The organism is Pseudomonas sp. Root329 (genome assembly GCF_001424925.1).
Classification (GTDB): Bacteria; Pseudomonadota; Gammaproteobacteria; order Pseudomonadales; family Pseudomonadaceae; genus Aquipseudomonas; species Aquipseudomonas arabinosi.
On record NZ_LMCV01000045.1, the window covers coordinates 66,301 to 86,735 of the forward strand.

21 protein-coding genes are annotated in these 20,435 nt (G+C 58.9%); 6 read left to right on the plus strand and 15 right to left on the minus strand.

Annotated features, from left to right (window positions below; all coding sequences use genetic code 11):
* Positions 1–27: 27 nt before the first annotated feature.
* The 3 genes from ASC74_RS25765 to ASC74_RS25775 all read left to right on the plus strand — a co-directional run bounded on the left by ASC74_RS25765 (position 28) and on the right by ASC74_RS25775 (position 2,957).
* The gene (locus ASC74_RS25765; protein WP_162247457.1) at positions 28–909 is read left to right on the plus strand and encodes an ABC transporter permease subunit; all 882 of its coding nucleotides are present in this window, start codon (positions 28–30) and stop codon (positions 907–909) included.
* Positions 906–1,790, plus strand: a complete 885-nt coding sequence (locus ASC74_RS25770) for an ABC transporter permease subunit (protein WP_056745156.1) — start codon at positions 906–908, stop codon at positions 1,788–1,790. Before ASC74_RS25765 ends, ASC74_RS25770 begins: the two co-directional genes overlap by 4 nt.
* Before the next feature lie 69 nt (positions 1,791–1,859).
* Entirely contained in the window at positions 1,860–2,957 is a 1,098-nt protein-coding gene (locus ASC74_RS25775) for a polyamine ABC transporter substrate-binding protein (protein WP_056745158.1), read from the plus strand.
* A 248-nt stretch (positions 2,958–3,205) separates the two neighbouring features.
* On the opposite strand, the gene thpR is transcribed toward ASC74_RS25775, so the two are convergent.
* Positions 3,206–3,745, minus strand: a complete 540-nt coding sequence (thpR, locus tag ASC74_RS25780; protein WP_056745159.1) for an RNA 2',3'-cyclic phosphodiesterase — start codon at positions 3,743–3,745, stop codon at positions 3,206–3,208.
* A 60-nt stretch (positions 3,746–3,805) separates the two neighbouring features.
* On the opposite strand from thpR, the gene ASC74_RS25785 reads away from it, so the two are divergent.
* Positions 3,806–4,000, plus strand: coding sequence for a hypothetical protein (locus ASC74_RS25785; RefSeq protein ID WP_033056474.1), 195 nt, complete (start codon positions 3,806–3,808; stop codon positions 3,998–4,000).
* Between the two features lie 14 nt (positions 4,001–4,014).
* On the opposite strand, the gene ASC74_RS25790 is transcribed toward ASC74_RS25785, so the two are convergent.
* Together ASC74_RS25790 and ASC74_RS25795 are read right to left on the minus strand one after the other, a co-directional pair.
* A complete protein-coding gene (locus ASC74_RS25790) occupies positions 4,015–4,368 on the minus strand; it encodes a DUF1428 domain-containing protein (protein ID WP_056745161.1) in 354 nt (117 codons plus the stop codon).
* 2 nt (positions 4,369–4,370) lie between these two features.
* Positions 4,371–5,456 (minus strand): hypothetical protein, encoded by a 1,086-nt coding sequence (locus ASC74_RS25795; protein WP_056745163.1) that lies wholly within the window; start codon positions 5,454–5,456, stop codon positions 4,371–4,373.
* Positions 5,457–5,885: 429 nt separating this feature from the next.
* Here ASC74_RS25795 and ASC74_RS25805 point away from each other — a divergent pair, with 429 nt between their 5' ends.
* Positions 5,886–6,146 carry a hypothetical protein gene (locus ASC74_RS25805; protein WP_046049286.1) on the plus strand — a complete coding sequence of 87 codons (261 nt, stop codon included), beginning with the start codon at positions 5,886–5,888 and terminating at the stop codon, positions 6,144–6,146.
* Here the strand turns inward: ASC74_RS25805 and ASC74_RS25810 are convergent.
* The 6 genes from ASC74_RS25810 to ASC74_RS25835 form a co-directional block, all read right to left on the minus strand.
* Positions 6,118–7,065: an NAD-dependent epimerase/dehydratase family protein gene (locus ASC74_RS25810; protein ID WP_056745166.1), complete on the minus strand. Its 948-nt coding sequence runs from the start codon at positions 7,063–7,065 to the stop codon at positions 6,118–6,120. The two genes, ASC74_RS25805 and ASC74_RS25810, sit on opposite strands and share 29 nt — an antisense overlap.
* Positions 7,066–7,068: 3 nt before the next feature.
* Entirely contained in the window at positions 7,069–8,184 is a 1,116-nt protein-coding gene (locus ASC74_RS25815) for an HlyD family secretion protein (RefSeq protein ID WP_056745169.1), read from the minus strand.
* Positions 8,185–8,190: 6 nt separating this feature from the next.
* A complete protein-coding gene (locus ASC74_RS25820) occupies positions 8,191–9,039 on the minus strand; it encodes a hypothetical protein (RefSeq protein ID WP_056745171.1) in 849 nt (282 codons plus the stop codon).
* A gap of 2 nt (positions 9,040–9,041) precedes the next feature.
* Entirely contained in the window at positions 9,042–10,370 is a 1,329-nt protein-coding gene (locus ASC74_RS25825; protein ID WP_056745446.1) for a glycosyltransferase family 2 protein, read from the minus strand.
* Between the two features lie 5 nt (positions 10,371–10,375).
* On the minus strand, positions 10,376–11,764 hold the full coding sequence (locus ASC74_RS25830; protein ID WP_056745173.1) for a diguanylate cyclase domain-containing protein: 1,389 nt from the start codon (positions 11,762–11,764) through the stop codon (positions 10,376–10,378).
* A 482-nt stretch (positions 11,765–12,246) separates the two neighbouring features.
* Positions 12,247–13,137 carry a LysR family transcriptional regulator gene (locus ASC74_RS25835; RefSeq protein WP_056745176.1) on the minus strand — a complete coding sequence of 297 codons (891 nt, stop codon included), beginning with the start codon at positions 13,135–13,137 and terminating at the stop codon, positions 12,247–12,249.
* 134 nt (positions 13,138–13,271) lie between these two features.
* Between ASC74_RS25835 and ASC74_RS25840 the strand changes: the two genes are divergently transcribed.
* Positions 13,272–14,702 (plus strand): MFS transporter, encoded by a 1,431-nt coding sequence (locus tag ASC74_RS25840; protein ID WP_056745178.1) that lies wholly within the window; start codon positions 13,272–13,274, stop codon positions 14,700–14,702.
* Between the two features lie 13 nt (positions 14,703–14,715).
* Here the strand turns inward: ASC74_RS25840 and ASC74_RS25845 are convergent, their stop codons facing one another.
* The 6 genes from ASC74_RS25845 to ASC74_RS25870 all read right to left on the minus strand — a co-directional run bounded on the left by ASC74_RS25845 (position 14,716) and on the right by ASC74_RS25870 (position 20,337).
* Entirely contained in the window at positions 14,716–15,156 is a 441-nt protein-coding gene (locus ASC74_RS25845) for a cupin domain-containing protein (RefSeq protein ID WP_056745180.1), read from the minus strand.
* A gap of 561 nt (positions 15,157–15,717) precedes the next feature.
* Complete coding sequence (locus ASC74_RS25850; protein ID WP_056745182.1) at positions 15,718–16,653, minus strand: Ppx/GppA family phosphatase; 936 nt, start codon at positions 16,651–16,653, stop codon at positions 15,718–15,720.
* A 103-nt stretch (positions 16,654–16,756) separates the two neighbouring features.
* A complete protein-coding gene (locus ASC74_RS25855; RefSeq protein WP_056745185.1) occupies positions 16,757–17,605 on the minus strand; it encodes a hypothetical protein in 849 nt (282 codons plus the stop codon).
* A gap of 1 nt (position 17,606) precedes the next feature.
* Entirely contained in the window at positions 17,607–18,848 is a 1,242-nt protein-coding gene (locus tag ASC74_RS25860) for an NAD(P)/FAD-dependent oxidoreductase (RefSeq protein ID WP_056745187.1), read from the minus strand.
* Positions 18,849–18,866: 18 nt separating this feature from the next.
* A complete protein-coding gene (locus tag ASC74_RS25865) occupies positions 18,867–19,187 on the minus strand; it encodes a MocE family 2Fe-2S type ferredoxin (RefSeq protein WP_008151778.1) in 321 nt (106 codons plus the stop codon).
* A 37-nt stretch (positions 19,188–19,224) separates the two neighbouring features.
* Positions 19,225–20,337, minus strand: a complete 1,113-nt coding sequence (locus ASC74_RS25870; RefSeq protein WP_056745190.1) for a fatty acid desaturase family protein — start codon at positions 20,335–20,337, stop codon at positions 19,225–19,227.
* Positions 20,338–20,435 lie beyond the last annotated feature (98 nt).

A 20,435-nucleotide genomic window follows, 5' to 3' on the forward strand; every position in this document is an offset into this window, starting at 1 on the left:
ACACTCAATCAGCAGTTTATGCGGCTGATGCCGAGTGGTCGAAAGCTCGTCATCGGGATTCCTTTCCTGTGGCTGTTCCTGTTCTTCATGCTGCCGTTTTTCCTGGTGATGAAGATCAGCTTCTCGGAAGCGGCCCTGGCCATTCCTCCTTACTCAGAGATCTACACCTTCGCCGAGCAGAAATTTCAGCTGTTGCTGAACCTCGGCAACTACTCGCTGCTGACTCAGGATGAGTTGTACATCTCGGCCTACTTCGGCTCGTTGAAGGTGGCGTTTTTAAGCACGCTGATGTGCCTGGTGATCGGTTTCCCGATGGCCTACGCGATCACCAAGGCGAGCAAGGAAACGCAAAACGTTCTGCTGTTGTTGATCATGATGCCGACCTGGACGGCGATCCTGATCCGCGTCTATGCGTGGATGGGCATCCTCAGCAACAACGGTTTGCTTAATGCGTTCCTGATGTGGACCGGGCTGACCGATCACCCAATCGAGATCCTCAACACCAACACGGCCGTGTATATCGGCGTGGTTTACGCCTACTTGCCGTTCATGGTGTTGCCGCTGTACGCCAACCTGGTCAAGCACGATCAAAGCCTGCTGGAAGCCGCTTCGGACCTGGGTTCGAGCAACTTCAACAACTTCTGGAAAATCACTGTGCCGCTGGCCAAGAACGGGATTATTGCCGGCTGCATGCTGGTGTTCATTCCGGTGGTGGGTGAGTTCGTGATTCCGGAACTGCTGGGCGGCCCGGAGACGCTGATGATCGGTCGCGTGCTGTGGCAAGAGTTCTTCAATAACCGCGACTGGCCGGTGGCGTCTGCCCTGGCGGTGGTGATGCTGTTGATCCTGATTGTGCCGATTCTGCTGTTCAACCGCAGCCAGGCCAAAGAGATGGAGGCACGGGGATGAAACGCTTCGGATTTTCAAAGTTCATGCTGATTTTCGGCCTGTCGTTTATCTACCTGCCGATGTTGATTCTGGTGATCTACTCGTTCAACGCTTCCAAACTGGTAACCGTATGGGGCGGCTGGTCGTTCAAGTGGTACGCCGGCCTGCTTGATAACTCGCAACTGATGGGCTCGGTGGTGCGTTCGCTGGAAATCGCCTGCTACACCGCGATTGCCGCGGTGGCGCTGGGGACGTTGGCGGCGTTTGTGCTGACTCGCGTGACTCGCTTCAAGGGCCGCACGTTGTTCGGTGGCCTGGTGACGGCGCCGTTGGTGATGCCGGAAGTGATCACTGGTCTGTCGCTGTTGCTGCTGTTCGTGGCGATGGCGCAGTTGATCGGTTGGCCGATGGAGCGTGGCATCGTCACCATTTGGATCGCCCACACCACGTTCTGTGCGGCGTATGTGGCGGTGGTGGTTTCGGCGCGTTTACGTGAGCTGGACTTGTCCATCGAAGAAGCGGCCATGGACCTCGGTGCGAAGCCGTTCAAGGTGTTTTTCCTGATCACCATTCCGATGATCGCGCCGTCACTGGCGGCCGGCGGCATGATGTCGTTTGCCCTGTCGCTGGATGACCTGGTGCTGGCGAGTTTCGTGTCCGGCCCGGGTTCGACGACCCTGCCGATGGAAGTGTTCTCGGCGGTGCGTCTGGGCGTGAAGCCTGAGATCAATGCCGTGGCCAGCCTGATTCTGCTCGCCGTATCGATCGTGACCTTCATGGTCTGGTACTTCAGCCGTCGCGCCGAAGCCACCCGTAAACGGGCGATCCAGGAAGCGATGGACCAGACCGCCAGCGAATCCTGGCAGCAACCTAAAAAGCAAATGGTAGAAGCGACGGCCTAGTGCCGTCGCGTTTCACAGCTTTGCATGCTTTTCATAACAAGAGCTGAAAAAAAGAATGGAGTTGTACCGATGAAAATGTTTGGCAGGACTCTGCTGACACTGTCCTTATTGGGCGCGATTGCCACCGGCGCCCAGGCCAATGACAAGGTACTGCGCGTCTACAACTGGTCGGATTACATCGCCCCGGACACCGTCAAGAAGTTCGAAGACGAGACCGGCATCCGCGTGACCTACGATGTGTTCGACAGCAATGAAACCCTTGAGGCCCGCCTGCTGGCGGGAAAATCCGGCTACGACATCGTCGTGCCGTCCAACAGTTTCCTCGCCAAGCAGATCAAGGCTGGCGTCTATCAGGAACTGGACAAATCGAAGCTGCCGAACTGGAAGAACCTCAATCCGGTGCTGCTGAAAAACGCTGCCGCCAGCGACCCGGATAACGGTCATGCCTTCCCGTACATGTGGGGCTCGATCGGCATCGGCTTCAACCCGGAGAAGGTCAAGGAAGTGCTCGGCAGCAATGCCCCGACCAATTCCTGGGACTTGCTGTTCAAACCGGAAAACGCTGAGAAATTGAAAGCGTGCGGCATCAGTTTCCTGGATTCGCCGACCGAGATGCTCCCGGCCGCCCTGCACTATCTGGGTTACCCGGTGAACTCGCAGAACAAGGAGCAGATTGCTGAAGCTGAAGCGCTGTTCATGAAGATTCGTCCTTCGGTGGCGTACTTCCATTCGTCGAAATACATCTCGGACCTGGCCAACGGCAATATCTGCGTAGCGGTCGGTTACTCCGGCGATGTGCTGCAAGCCAAGGCGCGCGCCCAAGAAGCGGGCGACAAGGTGAAGGTCGACTACAGCATTCCCAAGGAAGGCGCCGGTAGTTTCTACGACATGGTCGCGATCCCTCGGGACGCGACGAACGTGGAGAACGCTTACCTGTTCATGAACTTCCTGATGCGCCCGGACATCATCGCCGAGATCACCAACAACATTGGCTACAGCAATGCCAACGCGGCGGCTACGCCGTTGGTGGATGAAGCGATTCGGGATGATCCGGGGTCGTATCCGTCGCAGGCTGTGATGGCGACGTTGTATGCCATTCCGGACATGCCGATTGGCGTTCAGCGGGTGATGACCCGCGGGTGGACGCGGGTGAAGCTGGGTAAGTAAAAATATATGCAACACCACTGATCAAATGTGGGAGCGGGCTTGCTCGCGAAGGGTCCGTCACATTCAACATTGATGGGGACTGAACCACCGCTTTCGCGAGCAAGCCCGCTCCCACATTTGATCGGTGGTGTTTTCCTGTTTTCCGTTCACGCAGCGCCTTACCACCGCTGCACTCCTATCTGCAGAACGGCCTCACCTGGCTTCCTCGGTTAAGGTGAATTTGGGCGCCCTACTCGGGCGCCTTTTTTTTATGATGGGACGAGCGGCCATTCGGCCAGCGCTCGGTAGCGGCCCTTATGGGATTCGAACAGGGTGAAGTGATCGGCCCGCAGATAGAACTCGGGCGGCGTCGCGGACTCTGGCACCGGCACTCGGTAATCGCGCATCAGCGTCAGATGCGGTCGAAACTCCTTCGGCGAATCCTCAAACCCGAACGGCAACATCGCCTGCTCCAGGGCATACACCAGCCGCAGCAACTCAGGTGATGCCTGCTCCGGCGCGAGCACCAACACCCCTGCCCTGCGCCAGACATCCAACCGATCAAGCGCAACCCTCAAAGGCACACCCGGCGTTCGAACATTGGCAGCGGCCGTGCAGATATCGGCGATTTTCGCCACCTCGACAGCCCCCAAAAACATCAACGTCAGATGAAAGTTTTCCACCGGCACCGGCCGTCCGCTCCTGAGCTCAAGTGCGCTGCGCCATTGGGCAATGGCCCGACGTTGCTCGGGTGTGCAGTTCAGGGCAAAAAACAGTCGTTTTAACGGCTCATGGGATTCGTCGCTCATATCTGGCACCTCCTGACATCCAAGTTATAGTTCATGCAAACGATTCAACTGGAGGGGGCCATGCGCGAGATCATCAGCAAGGAACCGTGGTGGGCCGTGCCACCGAAACCCGGTCAGGATGAGTCCGAGCTGGAATGGGGCTGGCTGGTTCATTACAACGAAGGTGAGCCGCGCTTCGAGTTCATCAAAGAGCGGCCGACAGACAGCGAAATCCGTAATCGCAAGAGTTGCAGGATCACCCCGACGCCGGAGTGATCCTGTCGTTGGTTTCAGGCTTTTACGATCATTTCGAAACCGCCAAAGATCAGCCTCTGGCCATCGAACGGCATCGGGTTGACGTCCGGTTGCATGCGCGGATCGTTCATGAGTTTGTCCATGCCTGCATCTCGGGTGGTCTTGTCGGGCCAGATGATCCAGGAAAACACCACGGTTTCGTCTTCCTTGAGTTTTACTGCCATCGGAAACGAGGTCACTTTGCCGTCAGGAACGTCGTCGCCCCAGCATTCGGCGACGCTGAGGGCGCCGCTTTCCTTGAAAATGACAGCGGCGGTTTCGGCGTGTTTCTTGAATTTTTCGCGGTTGGCGGTGGGTACGGCTGCGATGAAGCCATCAACGTAAGACATGGTCATTCTCCTGCTGGGGGTAGAGGGTCGTTCTGCTGGTTAGTCGATTCCTTGGGCCCCCAATCGACAGATCCGCTGCCCGAACTGACCGACGGTACTTCGGCGCTCCCCGCCAGATTGCCCTCGATCTGCGCCGCCATGTAGAACGTACCGGCCATCACACCGGTGGTCGGGTTTTGCACCAGCTTCAGCCAGGCCTTGTCGAACGTGTTACCCAGACTGCTGCGAATCAGTGCCTCGCTGTCAGGCCGGTCATTGGCCTGGATAAGCGCGCGAATCCCCGCCACGCCCACGGTAATCAGTCCTCCGGCCAGTTTCCCTGCCGCCGCGGCCACTGCACTGGCCGCCCCTCGCGGGGCCATTTCTGCCTCCATCCGCTTGCTGGCGCGCTTGGCCACTGGGGCCATGGCGGTGTCTGTCGAAGCCACCCCCTTTTCACCGCCAGCCTTGTGGATCTTGTCGATCAGCGCTGCATAGGCCGGCAGCGTATTCAGTGGTTGGGTGTGCACGACCTGATACAGCGAGGCGTCCCGGGCCGGCGGTGGCCCGAGGGCGATGGCGGGGATTTTCTGGATTCGGCCATTGAGCTGAGCCATCGGCACGCCGTGGCGCTGGGAGATTTTCTGCAGTTCTTCCTGAACAATGTCCACGTAGAACGCCGTCGCCAGGCCAAGAATCGCGTCGGGATCGATTTCCACCGCGACCGGCGCCAGCACACGCTCTTGATATTGCTCCAGCAGATAGGCCGCCAGGCGCTTGGCCGAGGCATCTTGTTCGCCCTTGGCGCTGAGCGTGTACCAGCTGACCTTCATCGACAGCCATTCCTGGGTCCAGTAACTGCTGAACCATGGGATGAAGTTCTCTTCGGTCAGTTCATAGACCCGCGTTCGCCAGTAATCCATGGCACCACGCGCGTAGATTTTGGTCTGCTCGGTGGCCGATTGGGACGCCGCGACAATCTCCCGGTCCACCATCTGCCAGGTGCTTTGGGAAACAATCACCGGCACCACTTCCACCGGGGCAGGCGCAGTCGTGACGCATCCCGCCAGCACCACCAACACGGCGACGATCAGCGAACGCACGTTCAAGATCGCGGTTCCTACAGACTTGCCCGAACGGGATGTCCGGTGTTCAAAGGCCTATTAATTTGAGTATAGGTGTCGGTGTTTGTTCGTTTGGGGTTGAGGTGTTCTTGAGGCCGCCTTCGCGAGCAAGCCCGCTCCCACATTTGGCCGGCGGCGCTCACTGTGTCCACTGAAGATCAAATGTGGGAGCGGGCTTGCTCGCGAATGGGCCGGAACAGCCAGCGATGATCCCACCATCACTTATGTCGATATTCACCATCGCCGCGAATGCCTTCCGCTCAAAAACCGTCAGCGTAGGATCAGCCTTAACCCAACGCAAAACCCCGCATCGGAGGGGCGAATCATGATTATCCATCTCCTGACCTGCCTGGCCCTGACGGCCGTCACACTGAGCGCTTTTTCCTGGTACGTCCTGTCCGAGGAGCGCACGTCATGATTCACTCCGTGACCCTGGCCGTAAGCTTTGCGGTGTTCGGCAACAACTACTATTCCCAGTCATTCGTTTCCCGCAAAACGTTTGAACTGGTGTTCGACAAAAACTTCGAGGCGTTGCTGATGCCGTCCGCCGCCAATCACTTCAACAACGAAGTGATCGGGCTCAATGATCAGTTCCGATTCCTGAGCGATGTGCTGGAGGAGCACCTGCTGGCGACTGAGCTCGCCGCTACCGCCCCCCGGAATCAATACTTCTGAGCAGCTGACCCAGGCCCTCGGTAAAACAGGTCGGTGAGTTCAAGGAAAAACGCTCAAGCAGGCGACTGTTGTCGGCGCGCGAATGTTTGATATCACCGGAACGCGGCGCGTCGTGGTTCAACGTCACGGGGCGTCCCAGGAGTTCGCTTAACGTCGCCACGAGTTCGTTAACGCTGGTGGACCGGTTAAACCCGACATTGACCGGTTCGATAATCGGCTCTGACTCAGCGACCGCCTGTACCAGGACCTTTACGAGGTCATCGACGTAAACAAAATCCCTTGTTTGCTCCCCATCACCGTAAACCGTGATGGGGAGTTTTTTTTGCGCCCTCTCGCTGAAAATGCTGATGACACCGGAGTAAGGCGATGAAGGGTCCTGACGGGGTCCGTAAATATTGAAAAACCGTAGAATGACCGGTTCAAGACCATGCTGGCGTCGGTAAAAATCGAGGAAATGTTCGCTGGCCAGTTTGTCGGTGGCATACGGGGTCAGCGGATTCTTGGGCGTGTCCTCGGTAATCGCCATGCCCTCGCCATTGTTGCCATAGATCGCCGCACTGGACGCATAAACCACCCGTCTTACGCCTGCCTGGCGCATGGCTTCGCAGATATTCAGCGTACCGACGAAATTGCTTTGGTGAGTCGCGACCGGGTCATCGACCGACGCCTGCACCGAGGCCACCGCCGCCAGATGCACCACCGCGCTGCAGTCTTTCATCGCCCGCTCCACCGTCGGCGCGTCGGCGACATCCCCCACCACCAGAGTCAAATGGCAGCGATCAATCGGCAAGTTCGACAACTTTCCACTGGAAAGATCGTCCAGAACCCGAACGCTATAACCACTTTCAAGCAGTGCTTCGACCAGGTGCGAACCGATAAAACCGGCACCGCCCGTCACAAGAATTCGATCAGCAGTCATGATTTATTTACTCCCCGGTGCAGTGGTGGGTGTTCGATCCATTGCAATGAAGTCGCCTATTTGCTCGATGAATTCACGGCTGTTACTGAGCATTTGTTCCCAGTCGGTGGGAAAGCGCACATTCAACGGCAGTTGATCGATTCTCCAGCGCGGCGACAGAGGGCGATCAAACCGGGCGGCGACCTGCAAGCCCATTTCGCTGGCAGCGAATGGCCCACGCAACACCGTCGGCGTGCGACCGGCGCTGTCGACGGCCTGGACAACATGGGCCGCCAACCACTCGCCATCGGGCATGCGCACGCGCAGCGGCTGGCCAATCGCGGCATAGCTGATGTTCAGCGGTTCCAGATAAATCCACAGCAGAGGCTCTTCCAGCCGCTCAAGACGCATCAACAACGTTCCCGCACCGACGTTTTCGCCGGGCGTGACCAACACCTCCGCAATCCGACCGCTCTGCGCAGCCTTGACCGACAATGCGGCGAGGCGCGTTTTCAACCACTGCTGTTCGGCGGTCTGTTGAATAATCTCGCGCTCAACGCTCAACGGCGACTGACGGGCCAGTTGCTCGCGGCGCTCGAACGCCAACAGGTCGGCTTTAAAAGCATCAAGTTCAGACTGGGCTGCCAGCACTTCTCCACGAGAGACGGCGCCTGATGTGACGAGGTCTTCAAGCACCTGCACACGCTCCTCCGTCCTGCTCACTCGGGTCTTGAGCAACTGACGCTCCCTGGTGTCCAGTTTGGCGTTGTTGGTGGGCACCGTTTTGGTCGGCATCGCGGCGAGCTGCGAGAGCCGTGCACGCCATTCGGGATTGTCGAGACTGACCAACGGCTGATCGATCTGGACCTGCTCCCCGGCCATGACAAACAGCTGATCGACCCTACCGGCATCCCGCGCGCGCACCTCAAGAATCGGCAGGCGCAATTGCGCCGGTGCGTCGATCATCAACATGCCGTAAGCCAGCTTCCCTCCCAGCCAAAGCAAGGGACTCGCGACCAGGAACAGGATTAAATACCAACGCACGCGAAACGCCATGCGTTTGCCCGGCGCGTAGAGCACAGTCAAACCCTGTTCCTGGGTGGGGTTCAGTTCTTTGCGACTGTCGAATCGAATCTTCATGACGGCTCACCGTTTTGGAAAGTCTCGCCAGGCTTGCCAGTCAATGCCGGCAATCCCCCGTGGTTGCAGCTGTTCGCGCCAGACACTGGTCTGGTGCTGCAACTGCTCAGGTGACGCGCCGGCCCAGGACTCTGTGGCATCCAGTTGCGGCTCCGTGCTTTGCGCCAGGCGAAACTGCAGATCAGGCCAACGTTGGGCGATCTGTTCTGCCATTCGTGCGCTGTTTTTCGGGTTACGGGTGTAGATCATCAAGCTGACCTGACGCACGCCCGCCTCGGGAAGCGCGCACGGCAGACAGGTTTTTCCGGGTTTTGCCTCAGCGAACCAGCGATGGTGGCTGGAAATCTCTACCGGCCAAGGGCTGGCTGCGGAGGCGGCGCGCAAGGTGTCGAGCAAGTCTTTCACGCGCTGATCCGGGACCGGCACGCCCAGTTGTTCGAGTTCCAGGTCCAGGTGCAGGCTGGTGAATGAAAGCCCCTTCAGCTTGGCCAGTAAATCGGTGAGCTGATGGCGATCCTGCGGTTCGATCCAGGCCGAATCGCCGAGCAACAGGCTGACTTGCACCCCCTTGCCGGCCGCGTCCTGCAGCAATTGCTCCAGCCGTTGGCGCGTCGTTGCAAGGTCTTTCAACTGGGAGGACTTGAGGCCAAGGTAGATCTTGTCCATCCCGGCTTTACGCAGCTGCTCGAGCTCCGCCTTACGTTGATCGGGATCGAGCAACGCTTCGCTGTCCCAGACATAACTGGCCTGGGACCATTGGCTCGTCGGCGCCCCCACCGCTTGAGCCGAAAGGGGTTGTGCGGCCAGTATCATGGGGGGCAACGACAGCGTCAGCAGCAGAAGTATCGATCGCATAATCAAAACCTCGTGGCTCGTTTAAGCACCCACCACGGTGCCATAGAGCTTTCTTCGTGGCCCCGGCGAAAGATCTCGTTGAGCATGGCCACTGCGCTCCAGCACCGCAGGAGTAGCATGAACAGCGGAAAGAAAGGCACCAACAACCCCAGGACCATGTCCTTTGCAGGCCGGTCGGACACCATCAACAACATGGCGCCGAACAACATCGCGGTGATCGTCAGGTACAGCGCATAGATCAGTACAAACAGAAACAACAGCGTCTTGCCCGGCAGAACAAACAACGCCAGCAAGGTGTAGCTGAAGATGAGGAACGGCAGCACCAGCTGAAAAAAGAAGCCGCTGAGCAGGATCATCAGAAAGGTCGGCCAGCCCAACAAGTTGGGGTTGATGTTGCGGTTGTGCTTTCTGATGTACAGAAAAAACAGGTCGCCATCCCAGCGCAAGCGCTGCATCAGAAACTGACTGAGCGTCGACGGTGCATCGGTGTGTCCAATCGCTTCCGGTTCGAAGGGAATCCTCAAGTCGTGTCGCTTGAAGTAACTCTTGATGCGCAACGTCAGGTCCAGATCCTCCGCAGTGTGCGTGTTCCAGCCACCGATTTTCACCAGAAAGCTGCGGCGGAATGCCCCGAAGGCCCCCGAGACGTTATTGACTAGGTTCCATTCGGCCAGACCGATTTTCGACATGTGGATGGACAACAGGTATTCCAGCGCCTGCATTGCGGTCACCCACGAAGCCCAGACATTGCGCACTCGCAGGCTACCGGCGACCGCAGGCACCGACGGGTCCGCGAAATGGCGCACGATGGAGCTGACCATGTTGTTGTCGAAGGACGTGTCACCGTCGAGCGCCATCACGATTTCACCGCTGGCAAGCGACAGGCCGGCGTTCAACGACGACACCCGCCCGCCCCTCTGCCACTTGGCAATCGGGCGCAAATGACGCCGGGGGTACAACTGCGGATCCACGTTGAAACTGCGCACGGCGCTGAGCGTCGGCTGGTTCACCGTGGCCCCGTCCACCACCGGAATCATCTCGATGTGGCCGGGGTACGTCTGCTCGCACAGGCTTAACAGCGTGGTCTGAACGTCCATCCCTTCGCTGTAACAGGTAATGATGCAAGAGACCTTGGGCCGATAGAGACTGATCTTCGGTACACGGGTGCGCCGACGTGTGAACCAGCGCAAAACACCCAGCATCACCATGATCATCAGGGGCAATTCAAAGATCAGAAACAAAGGGAAAAGCATGAAAAACACCCGACTCAAACCATCCGGTCCCATGATCCCGCTGAGTGCGTTGAGGAGTTGCTCCAGGAAAGGGCTCATGGCGGTCACGCCAACTCACTGGCCAGACGGGCCAGTAGTAGTTCGCCATCTTCCTGCTCGAGCAGATCCTGGGGCGCCGTGATGCTGACGACACGCAAGGAAATGTCGCTGACCTCCGGTGCTGAAAACAACTCGGCGACCCGGCTCAAGCGTTGTTTGACGGTTTCCAGGCCGTTGCCATCGGTATGGGGAAGCATGATCCAGAAGTACTCTTCGGTACTTCGAGAGCAGCGGTCTGTATCCCTGACGGTTTCCTTCAATCGTTCAGCCACGCTATCGATGAAGGCATGGCCGTGGTGTTCACCCAGGCGAGTCAACGTACCGGCCAGGTTGACGAAGCGCAGACCGAGCAGTGAGAAGGCAGGCGACTGGTAGCGGCGTACGACCTGCATCTGCCAGGTCAGCAGGTCATAGAAATCCTTGCCGCCTAACAGATTGAGTCGACCGAAGTGATGGGCCTTTTGATCGCTGAACTCCTGGCGGCAGCGGAAACGGCCGGCCTCGGCCAGGCGGAAATCTCTGACCTCGCGTACTCGCAACTTGTCAGGTGTGTGTGACAGGCCGCAGTCCAGGCAGCGCGCCTGCACGTCGGCATCGACAAAAAACGCCTGACATGACCGGCAGCGATAGTTCTCCATCGGGCGGTCGTAATCAGTGCCGATATGGCGCAGCCGGTTCAAGCAGTTGGGGCACAACAACACCCCGTCTTTGAGAAAGGATTCCTGTGGCCCCACATGCCCACAGGTAAAGCAGTGCAATGAAGGCTGTCGTGAAATGTCCAGGGCCTGACATTCGGCACACACATCAATGTAATTGAGCCGGCCCGAGCCACACTCCGAACACAGCCGAACGCGATCGACCAGAACCCCCTCTTCCAGCCAGTCCTGTTGCACCATCAAACTGAGCCAGACAAACGAGTTGACCTGCTCGTTATCAGCCAGGGCGTCCAGCAACGGATAGCGATAATGCTGAGGCACCTCCGGGTCTCGAAGGGCATAGATGTGAGCGTTGTCGCGCAACCACAACCATGAAAGCACCCGACTTTCAAAACGCTCGGGGGCAGAACCCTGTTTGAACAACCTGTAGCGTTCTCGCCACACCCCCCAGAGGGCTCTTGTTTCGCTGGAATCGACAGGGCACGCGCCATCACCCAAGGCTTCACACCAGCCGTTCTGATCACGGCAGCAGTAAATGAGGCTGTAGCGATAAGGGGGAATGGCGCGCAACTTTCGAAGCACCCGCCCGGCATAAACCGCTGGCAGGTCCAGCAGCAGGACATCAAATGCGGGTGCAGCCAACAAGCTGCCCATATCGGCGAAGTGCTCAAGCTCCGGAAGATTCAAGCTTGGAACTCTATTACCCAGTATCGCAATCCGTGGAGTTGGAGTCGGCATGACGCACGGCCTCTGCAGACAGACAAGTACGATTAAAAGGAGTTAGAAACACTAGCACCGCATCAGAAAAACGTCAGCATTATTATGAAGTTATTTTCTGATATATAGGCCGCCAATATATCGCCATTAATTTTAATTGGATCCCGCCTTGCTCATCGAGTTTCGGCGCGATAATGCGCCTTATCACCATAAAAAATAATTACTTACATTTCATAAAGCTATGCACATTAAGTAACTCAATCGTTACAACCATACTCACTACTAGTTAATGGCCACCATTGATAGCGTTGCGCCATTTAATAGTATCAGCAGTTAATTCCCATTTGCTAAAATGGCTTTAGCTACCGCCTGAACATTAATAAGTTCAAAGTATTTTTATACCAAAATGACTCACTTATAGAACCAGAATAATCATGCAATAGTTACACGAGTGAAACATCCCTGTTTCAACAATGAACAATAGATCAAATCTGACAACTTTCTTACTCGGCACAAACATCCCGAAGGCAACCCCGCAACCAGCGATGCACAGGGTCGGCATCCAGTCGCGGATGCCAGAGCATGGCGACGGTGAACGCCGGCAGAGACAACGGCAGTGCAAAGCTGTGCAGGCCGGTGCGCAGGCTCGCGGTGTGGCGTTCGGGAACGCTGGCGATCAGGTCAGTGGCCCGGGCGAGCGCCAGCGCAGTAGAGAAGCCTGCAACGATTGTTGCTATGGGCCGCTCCAGTTCCAGGAGCTCAAGGGCTTCATCAATGGGTCCCTTGTCGAGCCCCCGCCGAGAGACGCTGATGTGGCTGCCCGCCGCATAACGCGCGGGGGTTATCTCGCCTTCGCTCAGCGGATGCCCCATTCGTACGACGCCAATAAAACGATCCCGAAACAAGCCCTGGGTACGCAACTCCGGGCCAGCGGCCTTCCCCACCACACCCGTTTCCAGATCGACCGTGCCGTCGCGCAGTGACGCACTGTCTTTGTCGGGTTTGTGCATAAAGCGCAGCCGCACGCCAGGGGCTTGCTCGGCGACGCGGGCAATCAGGTCCGCGCCAAAATTCTCGACAAAGCCTTCACTGGTGCGCAGCGTGAACGTGCGGCTCAGCTGTTTGAGGTCGGGTTGCTCGGCAGGCCGAAGGACCGCTTCGGCGTCCTGCACCAGCTGACTGACCCGCTCGCGCAGTTCGAGCGCTCGCGGAGTGGCAACCAGCCCCCGCCCGGCCCTGACCAACAGCGGATCGCCGGTGGTTTCACGCAATCGCGCCAGCGCCCGGCTCATGGCCGACGGGCTCAGGCGCAAGCGTTTGGCGGCGCGTGCCACGCTGCCTTCAGCGAGCAGCACATCAAGGGTGATCAGCAAGTTGAAATCGGGAGTGGACATGCGGCGCCCCGTGGCAGAGTGATATGGCGTTGAACGCACGTATCAAGTGCAAACGGTGCGCCTTCCGCCATGTTAGGCCGGGGCGTAGATTTCTGATAGCTCCGCTTCGGGAGTGGCCAGAAAAGAGGAACAGCATGAAATCAATCAGTGCAGTCGCAGAGCGTGCACAACAGACACCGTCGGTTCGGTGGGCGCTGGCCAGTCTTTCGCTGTCGATGTTGCTGTCCTCGCTCGGCACCAGCATCGCCAATGTGGGTTTGCCGACCTTGGCCCAGGTGTTCAACGCCTCCTTCCAGCACGTGCAGTGGATCGTCCTCGCCTACCTTCTGGCCATTACCACCCTGATTGTCAGTGTCGGTCGGCTCGGTGATATCACTGGCCGTCGGCGGCTGCTCTTGACCGGCATCGGCGTGTTCACCCTGGCGTCGGCCCTGTGCGGCTTTGCGCCCACGCTCTGGCTGCTGATTGGCGCCCGGGCACTGCAGGGAATCGGTGCAGCAATCATGATGGCGCTGACCATGGCCTTTGTCGGTGAGACGGTGACGAAGGCAAAAACCGGCAGCGCCATGGGCTTGCTCGGGACGATGTCGGCGATTGGCACCGCGATGGGGCCGTCGCTCGGTGGCCTGCTGATTGGCGGGTTTGGCTGGCGGGCGATCTTCCTCATCACCGTACCGCTGGGCTTGCTGACGCTGGTGCTCGCGCATCGTTATTTGCCCGCCGATCGCCAGAAGCCCAAGACCGATCGCGCCGGCTTCGACCCGCTGGGCACGCTGCTGCTGGCGTTGACGCTGGCCGCTTATGCGCTGGCCATGACCCTTGGCCGAGGCAGTTTCGGTCCGTTCAACATCGCCTTGCTGTTGGCGGCGGGCGGCGGCGCCTGCCTCTTTGTATTCACCGAGGCTCGCGTCACCTCACCGTTGATTCGATTGGCGATGTTCCGCGATCCCGTGCTCAGTGGCAGCCTCGCCATGAGCCTGCTCGTCGCGACCGTGATGATGGCGACACTCGTGGTCGGGCCCTTCTACCTCGCGCATGGGCTCGGCCTCGATGCCGTTCGGGTTGGACTGGTCTTGTCAGTCGGGCCGTTTGTCGCGGCACTCACGGGTGTGCCCGCCGGCCGTATTGCCGACCGCTTTGGCGCCCAGCGCATGACCCTCGCCGGGCTCATCGCCATGGCGACCGGGTGTCTCACGTTATCGGTATTGCCAGAGACGTTCGGCATCGGTGGCTACCTTTTGCCGATGGTCGTGATGACCCTCGGCTATGCCCTGTTCCAGACAGCCAACAACACGGCGGTCATGGCGGATGTTCAGCCGGACCAGCGAGGCGTCATCTCCGGCCTGCTCAATCTGTCGCGCAATCTGGGACTCATCACGGGGGCGTCCGCCTTGGGCGCGGTGTTCGCGCTCGCATCGGCCTCGGTCGACATTGCAACGGCGCGACCCGAAGCGGTTGCCAGCGGTCTGCGGATCACCTTCGCCGTGGCGCTGGTGCTGATCGCTGTCGCACTGGCCATCGCGTTGGGAAGCCGCGCGCTGGCAGTGCGTCGTGACCGTCGGTAAGTCGACAGGGCGTTTACTTTTCCAGCACGACCAGTGGCGTGTCTTTTTTCACAATGTACGTCGCCAGCTCAGACGCTTTGTTCGCGCCGATATTCTTCGCGACGTGCGCAGTGCCTGCGGGGATGTACAAGGAATCGCCAGCCTTGAGCGTTACAGGAGGCTGACCCTCGAGTTGATATTCAAACGTACCCTCGATCACGTGGGCCACTTCCACCCCGGGATGAGAATGCTTGGGTGATACCACACCCGGCTCAAAATCAACGAGAACCTGGATCACTTCACGCCCGGCGACATCGAGATCCTGGCGCAGCAGATCGGTGCGGTGAAGACCCGCCTGCCAGCTTTTTGCTGGAGGCGCCTCTTGTGCTTGAGAGAGACCCGCGAAGGCGGTGAGTGCCGCGGCAACGGCGACGCCGAGCATGCCAGCAGAAATACGGCGGTTGAAACGGGACATGGCATTTCTCCAATCAGTGCGCGGGAATGCGCGCGGAGCTTGCCGCGGATGCGGTGGCTCTATTTGGAGGTCGCCGTGTATCGCGCAAGTGTCGCCAATGCCCTGGTTTTGTATGCGAAGGTAGCTGCAGGTGCGCGGGATACGTTCCGATACAAACGGATCCTGCGGACACGAAAAAGCCCGCACAAGGCGGGCTTCGTAAATCGAGTAGGTGGCCGGCGCTGGTCTCCGGCTTACAAGGTTTATCAGGCCTCCCACAGAACAGTTTTGTGCTGTCCTGCTTCACACGGCATAAGGGCTGGATCTCAGCGCGGAGATCTTTCTAACCGTGTACCCTTCGGAACGCGCCCCACGTTTCCTCGCCATCCGCTTGCGCATCAGTCTGCGTCTTCACCTACATCTTCAAGAGTAGTCCAAAGTCCAAAGCGCAAGGCGGGCTTTTTAGAACGATTTTGCCCTGTGGGAAGCGCGGCAGGATGGAAAAACACTAACACAAGTGACACACCTCACTGGGGCCAATGACGACCGGGCCTTCATCGAGGCAAGGTTGCTACGGGCTGATCAGTGTTTACTCATCAGACCATGCAGAACGCCAAACCTCAGACCTGGCTCGGAAGGCGTCATGTGTGAGACACCAAATACCTTGAATGCCGCCAGCATGAGCACCAGACCGCCAGGCAAGATGCTCTGGCGATGGGCTTGCAAGCCCGCCAGACCGAGCTGTTTGACATGCCCCACTTCAAGCAGGCGCAACGACAAACGCAACAGACCGCTGTAGGTGATGCCGCTTTCGCCATAGTCGTTCAACCCGTTGGCCTTGAGGACTTTAGCCAGCATCCGTGCGGTGCCTGAAGAGCCAATCACCTGCTGCCAACCCAGCGTGCGATAACGACGCGCCACTTTTTCAAACTGAACAGTGGCCACACGCTCAGCCTCCAGGAGCGCCTTAGCCGTGATACAGCCACCCTGAAAGTAGCGTGCGCCGAAGTTGCCGCTGCCGATGGCAATACTCTCGGTCATCAAGGGCTGAGCGCCCTGCCCCAGAATCAATTCAGTGGAGCCGCCACCGATATCCACGACCAATCGCCTGTTTTCGGTACCGGGTATCGTATGGGCAACACCGGCGTACACCAGTCGGGCCTCTTCATGCCCAGAGATGACATCAATCCGAAACCCCAGGTGCCGCTCCGCGCTGGCTAAAAACAGTTGCGCATTGTCGGCTTCGCGCACGGCACTGGTCGCCACCGCCCGCACACGACCGGCCTCGAAGCCGCGTAACTTTTTGCCAAATCGCGCGAGCGCTTGCCATCCCCGATCCAGAGCCAACTCGTCCAGCGCGCCACCTTGAAACCCCTCCGCCAAACGGACAGGTTCACGCAGGGTTTTCACTTCCTGGATCACGAACCCCTGACGCCGTCGGACTGACTGGCCGATCATCATGCGAAACGCATTAGAACCAAGGTCAATGGCTGCAAATAGAGAGGCGTCTCCTTTCATGGGGCGATTCCTTGCAAGCTGAGCGCGCTAGGCGGTTTGCGAGGATATTGCCATGGGGTCGATGACGCTAAGATGACACCCTCTATTTTTACGGATGAGCAGATCAGAGCCCCTCGAGAGATCGTACCTGACAGTCCTTCCAGACCTTGCGCATCAGCTCCTTTAGCATCAACGCCTCGGCCCAGCGATCGGTGATGTCGGCTCCGTCGGCACCCGTAATGGCATACGGCGGCGGACCGAGTTCACAGGTGAAGGACAGACTGGCGGGGGTGTTCGGTCGGGCCAGCCAATCCTCAATCCCATAGCGCCACCAGCCGAGGAAGCGCTCCAGCCAGGGTCGATGCTGGGCGAAACTCAACGGCACCTGGACCTGTTCGCCGTTGGCGACGCGACCATGGAAACCCCAACTGTGGCGCAGGATCGTGTGGATCTGCTCGTCGTCCTCGGCGGTGGCCGGCTCTGGCAGTTCGCGGCCCACGACATAGTGGGACAAGTCGGCCAACAGTTTGAGATCGGGCATTTCAGCGAGGATGTCGAGGGTGAATAACAGGTCGCTGGTGAGGCGATAACGGTGGGTTTCCAGCAGGATCGGAAAGTCCACCTGTTCGGCCAGACGCTGCCAGCCTTCGATCAGCTTGATCGCTTGCGCCAGCGTGCGCGGACGGACGTCGGCTTGCAGCGTGAGGTGGTGGCAGCCGTAGCAGGAAGCGACATCAATCGCCGCCGCCAGATCATCCACCGTGCGGGGGAACAGCTGACCTTCGATTTGCAGGCCCTGCGCCTTGGCGGCGGCACTCAGGCGTGCCGCATGTGGCGCGACCCAGAAATGGTCGGTGATCCCATCGAAGCCGGCGGCGGCGATTTTCTCCAGCTGCGCTTCCATGGGAAGGTCGCATTGGCCATGTTGATTTTGCATGGCCCACAGGGACTGAAATACCAGAAATTCACGCATGTCAGCTCCTGAGCAGTTGTTTGAGCGGCACACCGGCATCGGCCAACGCGTCCACCGAGAGGGGGTTATGGTTGGCGATCAGCCTCTCGCACAATTTGATGTCCTTCGCGACGCTATTGCCCTGGCCCCAACCGCAAGCACCTTGCAGACGTTGCTCGGCATCGAGGTAGAACAACAGGAATCCGCCATCCGGGGTTACCCGGCTCGCCGTGGGTTCGGCGTTCGAGATCACACCCACGATCTGCAATCCCCAGTCGTACTGATCAGACCAAAAACCGGGAATGACCTCGAAAGGTTGCTCGCCGCCCAACAGATTCAGGGCGGCGTGATGGCCTTGGGTCTCGGCGTTGCGCCAGGTTTCCTGACGCTGGAAAACCCCTTGCGGGTGCAGCTTAAATTCACAGACATCGCCCGCCGCAAAGATGTCCGGCGCGCTGGTGCGCAACTGAGCATCGACACGGATGCCCTGCCCGACTTCGAGCCCCGCAGCCTCGGCCAATTCAGTGTTGGGTTGCATGCCGATGCCCACTACCACCAGGTCGCAAGGCAGAAGCTCGCCGTCGACCAGTTGCACCGCCTCGACGCACGTGTTGCCTTGCACCGCCTCAATGACCACGTTCAAGCGGACATCCACGCCTTGGCTGCGATGCAGTTCCAGCAGGACGCTAGACAGTTGCTCCGGCAACACCCGACCGGCCAGGCGCGGTCCGGCTTCGAGCAAGGTGACGGAGCACCCCAAGGCACGGGCGGTCGCGGCGACTTCGAGTCCGATGAAGCCGCCGCCGATGATCACCAACCGAGCACCGGGCCGCAACGAAGCGCGCAGGGCCAGCGCTTCGTCATGGGTCCGCAGATAAAGCACGTTACCCAGATGCTCGGGCACAGAGGCCAGTCGCCGCGAGCGCCCTCCCGTGGCGAGCAACAGACGCGCATAGGCCAGCCAGCTACCGTCGGCCAACTGCAGACGATGCTGCTGCGGGTCCAGACTTTTCACCGGATTGCCGGCCAGGTGTTCGATGTCCAGTTCGGCGAGCCGAGCGCTGTCGCACAAGCTGTAGCCCGCCAGATCTACCGTGCCCTGCAACAGTCCCTTGGACAGCGGCGGACGTTCATACGGAGGGTGAGATTCATCGCCTATCAGGATCAGGCGACCGCTATAACCTTCAGCACGCAGGGTCAGCGCGGCTCGGCCACCCGCATGCCCGGCGCCGACGATGACCAGTGGAGCATTGGCAGCATTCATGGCACAGACTCCCTGCAATTAAACCGTGATGGCGAGCAGGACACGCCCCGCCTCGACCCGCACCTGATAGGTCTTGAGGTTGACGCACACCGGTGCGCCAAGGGCTTTGCCGGAGCGGTAGTCGAAGCGCCCGTTGTGCTTGGGGCACTCGATGACATGCTCCATCACCAGGCCATCGGCCAGGTGGATGGACTCATGGGTACACAGGCCCGCGGTGGCGAAGAACTCGCTGTCGGCGGAGCGGTAGACGGCATAGGTGTGTTGGCCATGGTCGAAACGAATGACGTCTTCTTCATTAATCTCGCCCACGGCACATACATCGATCCATTGATCGGTCATGGCGTTTTCTCTTGTTAGGGGTACAGACAGGAAGGTGTCAGGCCGGCGTTACTTCAGCTTCCGCCCGGGCGGTTGCGGCAGGTTCTGCGCGTTGTGGCAAAGGGCGACGGATGAAATAAGTAGGGTCTTTGCGCTGCTTCCAGATGGTCGGGAGGATTTCTTTGAAGGCCTCGAACAGGCTGGTATACGGTGGCGGGCAGTCGTGGCGGATCTCTTCGTGAAGCTGCGCCAGTGCATGAAACGGCACCATCGGATACATGTGATGTTCGAGGTGATAGTTCATGTCGAGGTACATGAAGCGCAGCACCGTGTTCATGTAAATCGTGCGGCAGTTGCTGCGGTGATCGAGTACGTCTTCAGCCAGGCCAACATGTTGCGTCAGGCCAAACAGGTAGGACAGCCAGCCGCCGTAAAGGGTTGGCAGACCGATAAACATCAGCGGCAACCAGCTTTGCAAATACAGTGCAGCGCCCACGACAAGCCCATAAATCACCAGCCAGACGCGTGCGTCCCTCGCCACTTTGGGCCACTCGGATTCCGGGATGAACGTCTGCTCTTCTTCATCCATCCGCCCGACTGCATGCCGGCAGACTGACCCCATCGTCTTCAACGCGTAGGGCATTCTGAACAGGCTCAGCACCATATTGATCAGGCTCGGCGGACGTGGCTCGACGATTTCCGGATCGCGGCCGACGATGATGGTGTCGGTGTGGTGCCGCGCGTGGCTCCAGCGCCAGACCTGGGGTTCGAACATGAACATGAAGCTCGACAGCTGGTAGACCGCATCATTCATCCAGCGGGTTTTGAACGCCGTACCGTGACCCGCTTCGTGCCAGCGGGAATTGGACGCCGTGCCGTAAAGCAGCCCATAGACGAAGAAGAATGGAACGCAGGCCCAGGAGCCCCAGAACCAGTAACCACCGAAGCCGGTGACGACCATCGATAGCAACCAGATCGCGGTATCGCGCAAGGCCGGGCCGTCGCGGCGCTGCATCAATTCCTTCATGCGTTTACGAGAAATGGGCGATTGGTACCAGCTGGCCGACACCAAGCCTTTTTGCGCCGCTTTGGCGGCTTCGGGACCGATCAATCGATAATCCCGAGGCACGGGTTTACCGCGGTTTTCATAGGCTGCGTTTTGTTCAGGCATTTTATTGTTCTCCGCAAGCTTGATGGTTTCAGGCACTTTTCGACGCGGGATCACATCGTGGGAGAAAAGATAGAGAGCCCAAAGATTACCCTCAAGCC

What these genes read in the sequence shown, in the direction of transcription:
- ASC74_RS25765 (WP_162247457.1), top strand. Translation starts at nt 28, where the DNA reads ATGCCGAGTGGTCGAAAGCTCGTCATCGGGATTCCTTTCCTGTGGCTG.
- ASC74_RS25770 (WP_056745156.1), top strand. Translation starts at nt 906, where the DNA reads ATGAAACGCTTCGGATTTTCAAAGTTCATGCTGATTTTCGGCCTGTCG.
- ASC74_RS25775 (WP_056745158.1), top strand. Translation starts at nt 1,860, where the DNA reads ATGAAAATGTTTGGCAGGACTCTGCTGACACTGTCCTTATTGGGCGCG.
- thpR (WP_056745159.1), bottom strand. Translation starts at nt 3,745, where the DNA reads ATGAGCGACGAATCCCATGAGCCGTTAAAACGACTGTTTTTTGCCCTG.
- ASC74_RS25785 (WP_033056474.1), top strand. Translation starts at nt 3,806, where the DNA reads ATGCGCGAGATCATCAGCAAGGAACCGTGGTGGGCCGTGCCACCGAAA.
- ASC74_RS25790 (WP_056745161.1), bottom strand. Translation starts at nt 4,368, where the DNA reads ATGTCTTACGTTGATGGCTTCATCGCAGCCGTACCCACCGCCAACCGC.
- ASC74_RS25805 (WP_046049286.1), top strand. Translation starts at nt 5,886, where the DNA reads ATGATTCACTCCGTGACCCTGGCCGTAAGCTTTGCGGTGTTCGGCAAC.
- ASC74_RS25810 (WP_056745166.1), bottom strand. Translation starts at nt 7,065, where the DNA reads ATGACTGCTGATCGAATTCTTGTGACGGGCGGTGCCGGTTTTATCGGT.
- ASC74_RS25815 (WP_056745169.1), bottom strand. Translation starts at nt 8,184, where the DNA reads ATGAAGATTCGATTCGACAGTCGCAAAGAACTGAACCCCACCCAGGAA.
- ASC74_RS25820 (WP_056745171.1), bottom strand. Translation starts at nt 9,039, where the DNA reads ATGCGATCGATACTTCTGCTGCTGACGCTGTCGTTGCCCCCCATGATA.
- ASC74_RS25825 (WP_056745446.1), bottom strand. Translation starts at nt 10,370, where the DNA reads ATGAGCCCTTTCCTGGAGCAACTCCTCAACGCACTCAGCGGGATCATG.
- ASC74_RS25830 (WP_056745173.1), bottom strand. Translation starts at nt 11,764, where the DNA reads ATGCCGACTCCAACTCCACGGATTGCGATACTGGGTAATAGAGTTCCA.
- ASC74_RS25835 (WP_056745176.1), bottom strand. Translation starts at nt 13,137, where the DNA reads ATGTCCACTCCCGATTTCAACTTGCTGATCACCCTTGATGTGCTGCTC.
- ASC74_RS25840 (WP_056745178.1), top strand. Translation starts at nt 13,272, where the DNA reads ATGAAATCAATCAGTGCAGTCGCAGAGCGTGCACAACAGACACCGTCG.
- ASC74_RS25845 (WP_056745180.1), bottom strand. Translation starts at nt 15,156, where the DNA reads ATGTCCCGTTTCAACCGCCGTATTTCTGCTGGCATGCTCGGCGTCGCC.
- ASC74_RS25850 (WP_056745182.1), bottom strand. Translation starts at nt 16,653, where the DNA reads ATGAAAGGAGACGCCTCTCTATTTGCAGCCATTGACCTTGGTTCTAAT.
- ASC74_RS25855 (WP_056745185.1), bottom strand. Translation starts at nt 17,605, where the DNA reads ATGCGTGAATTTCTGGTATTTCAGTCCCTGTGGGCCATGCAAAATCAA.
- ASC74_RS25860 (WP_056745187.1), bottom strand. Translation starts at nt 18,848, where the DNA reads ATGAATGCTGCCAATGCTCCACTGGTCATCGTCGGCGCCGGGCATGCG.
- ASC74_RS25865 (WP_008151778.1), bottom strand. Translation starts at nt 19,187, where the DNA reads ATGACCGATCAATGGATCGATGTATGTGCCGTGGGCGAGATTAATGAA.
- ASC74_RS25870 (WP_056745190.1), bottom strand. Translation starts at nt 20,337, where the DNA reads ATGCCTGAACAAAACGCAGCCTATGAAAACCGCGGTAAACCCGTGCCT.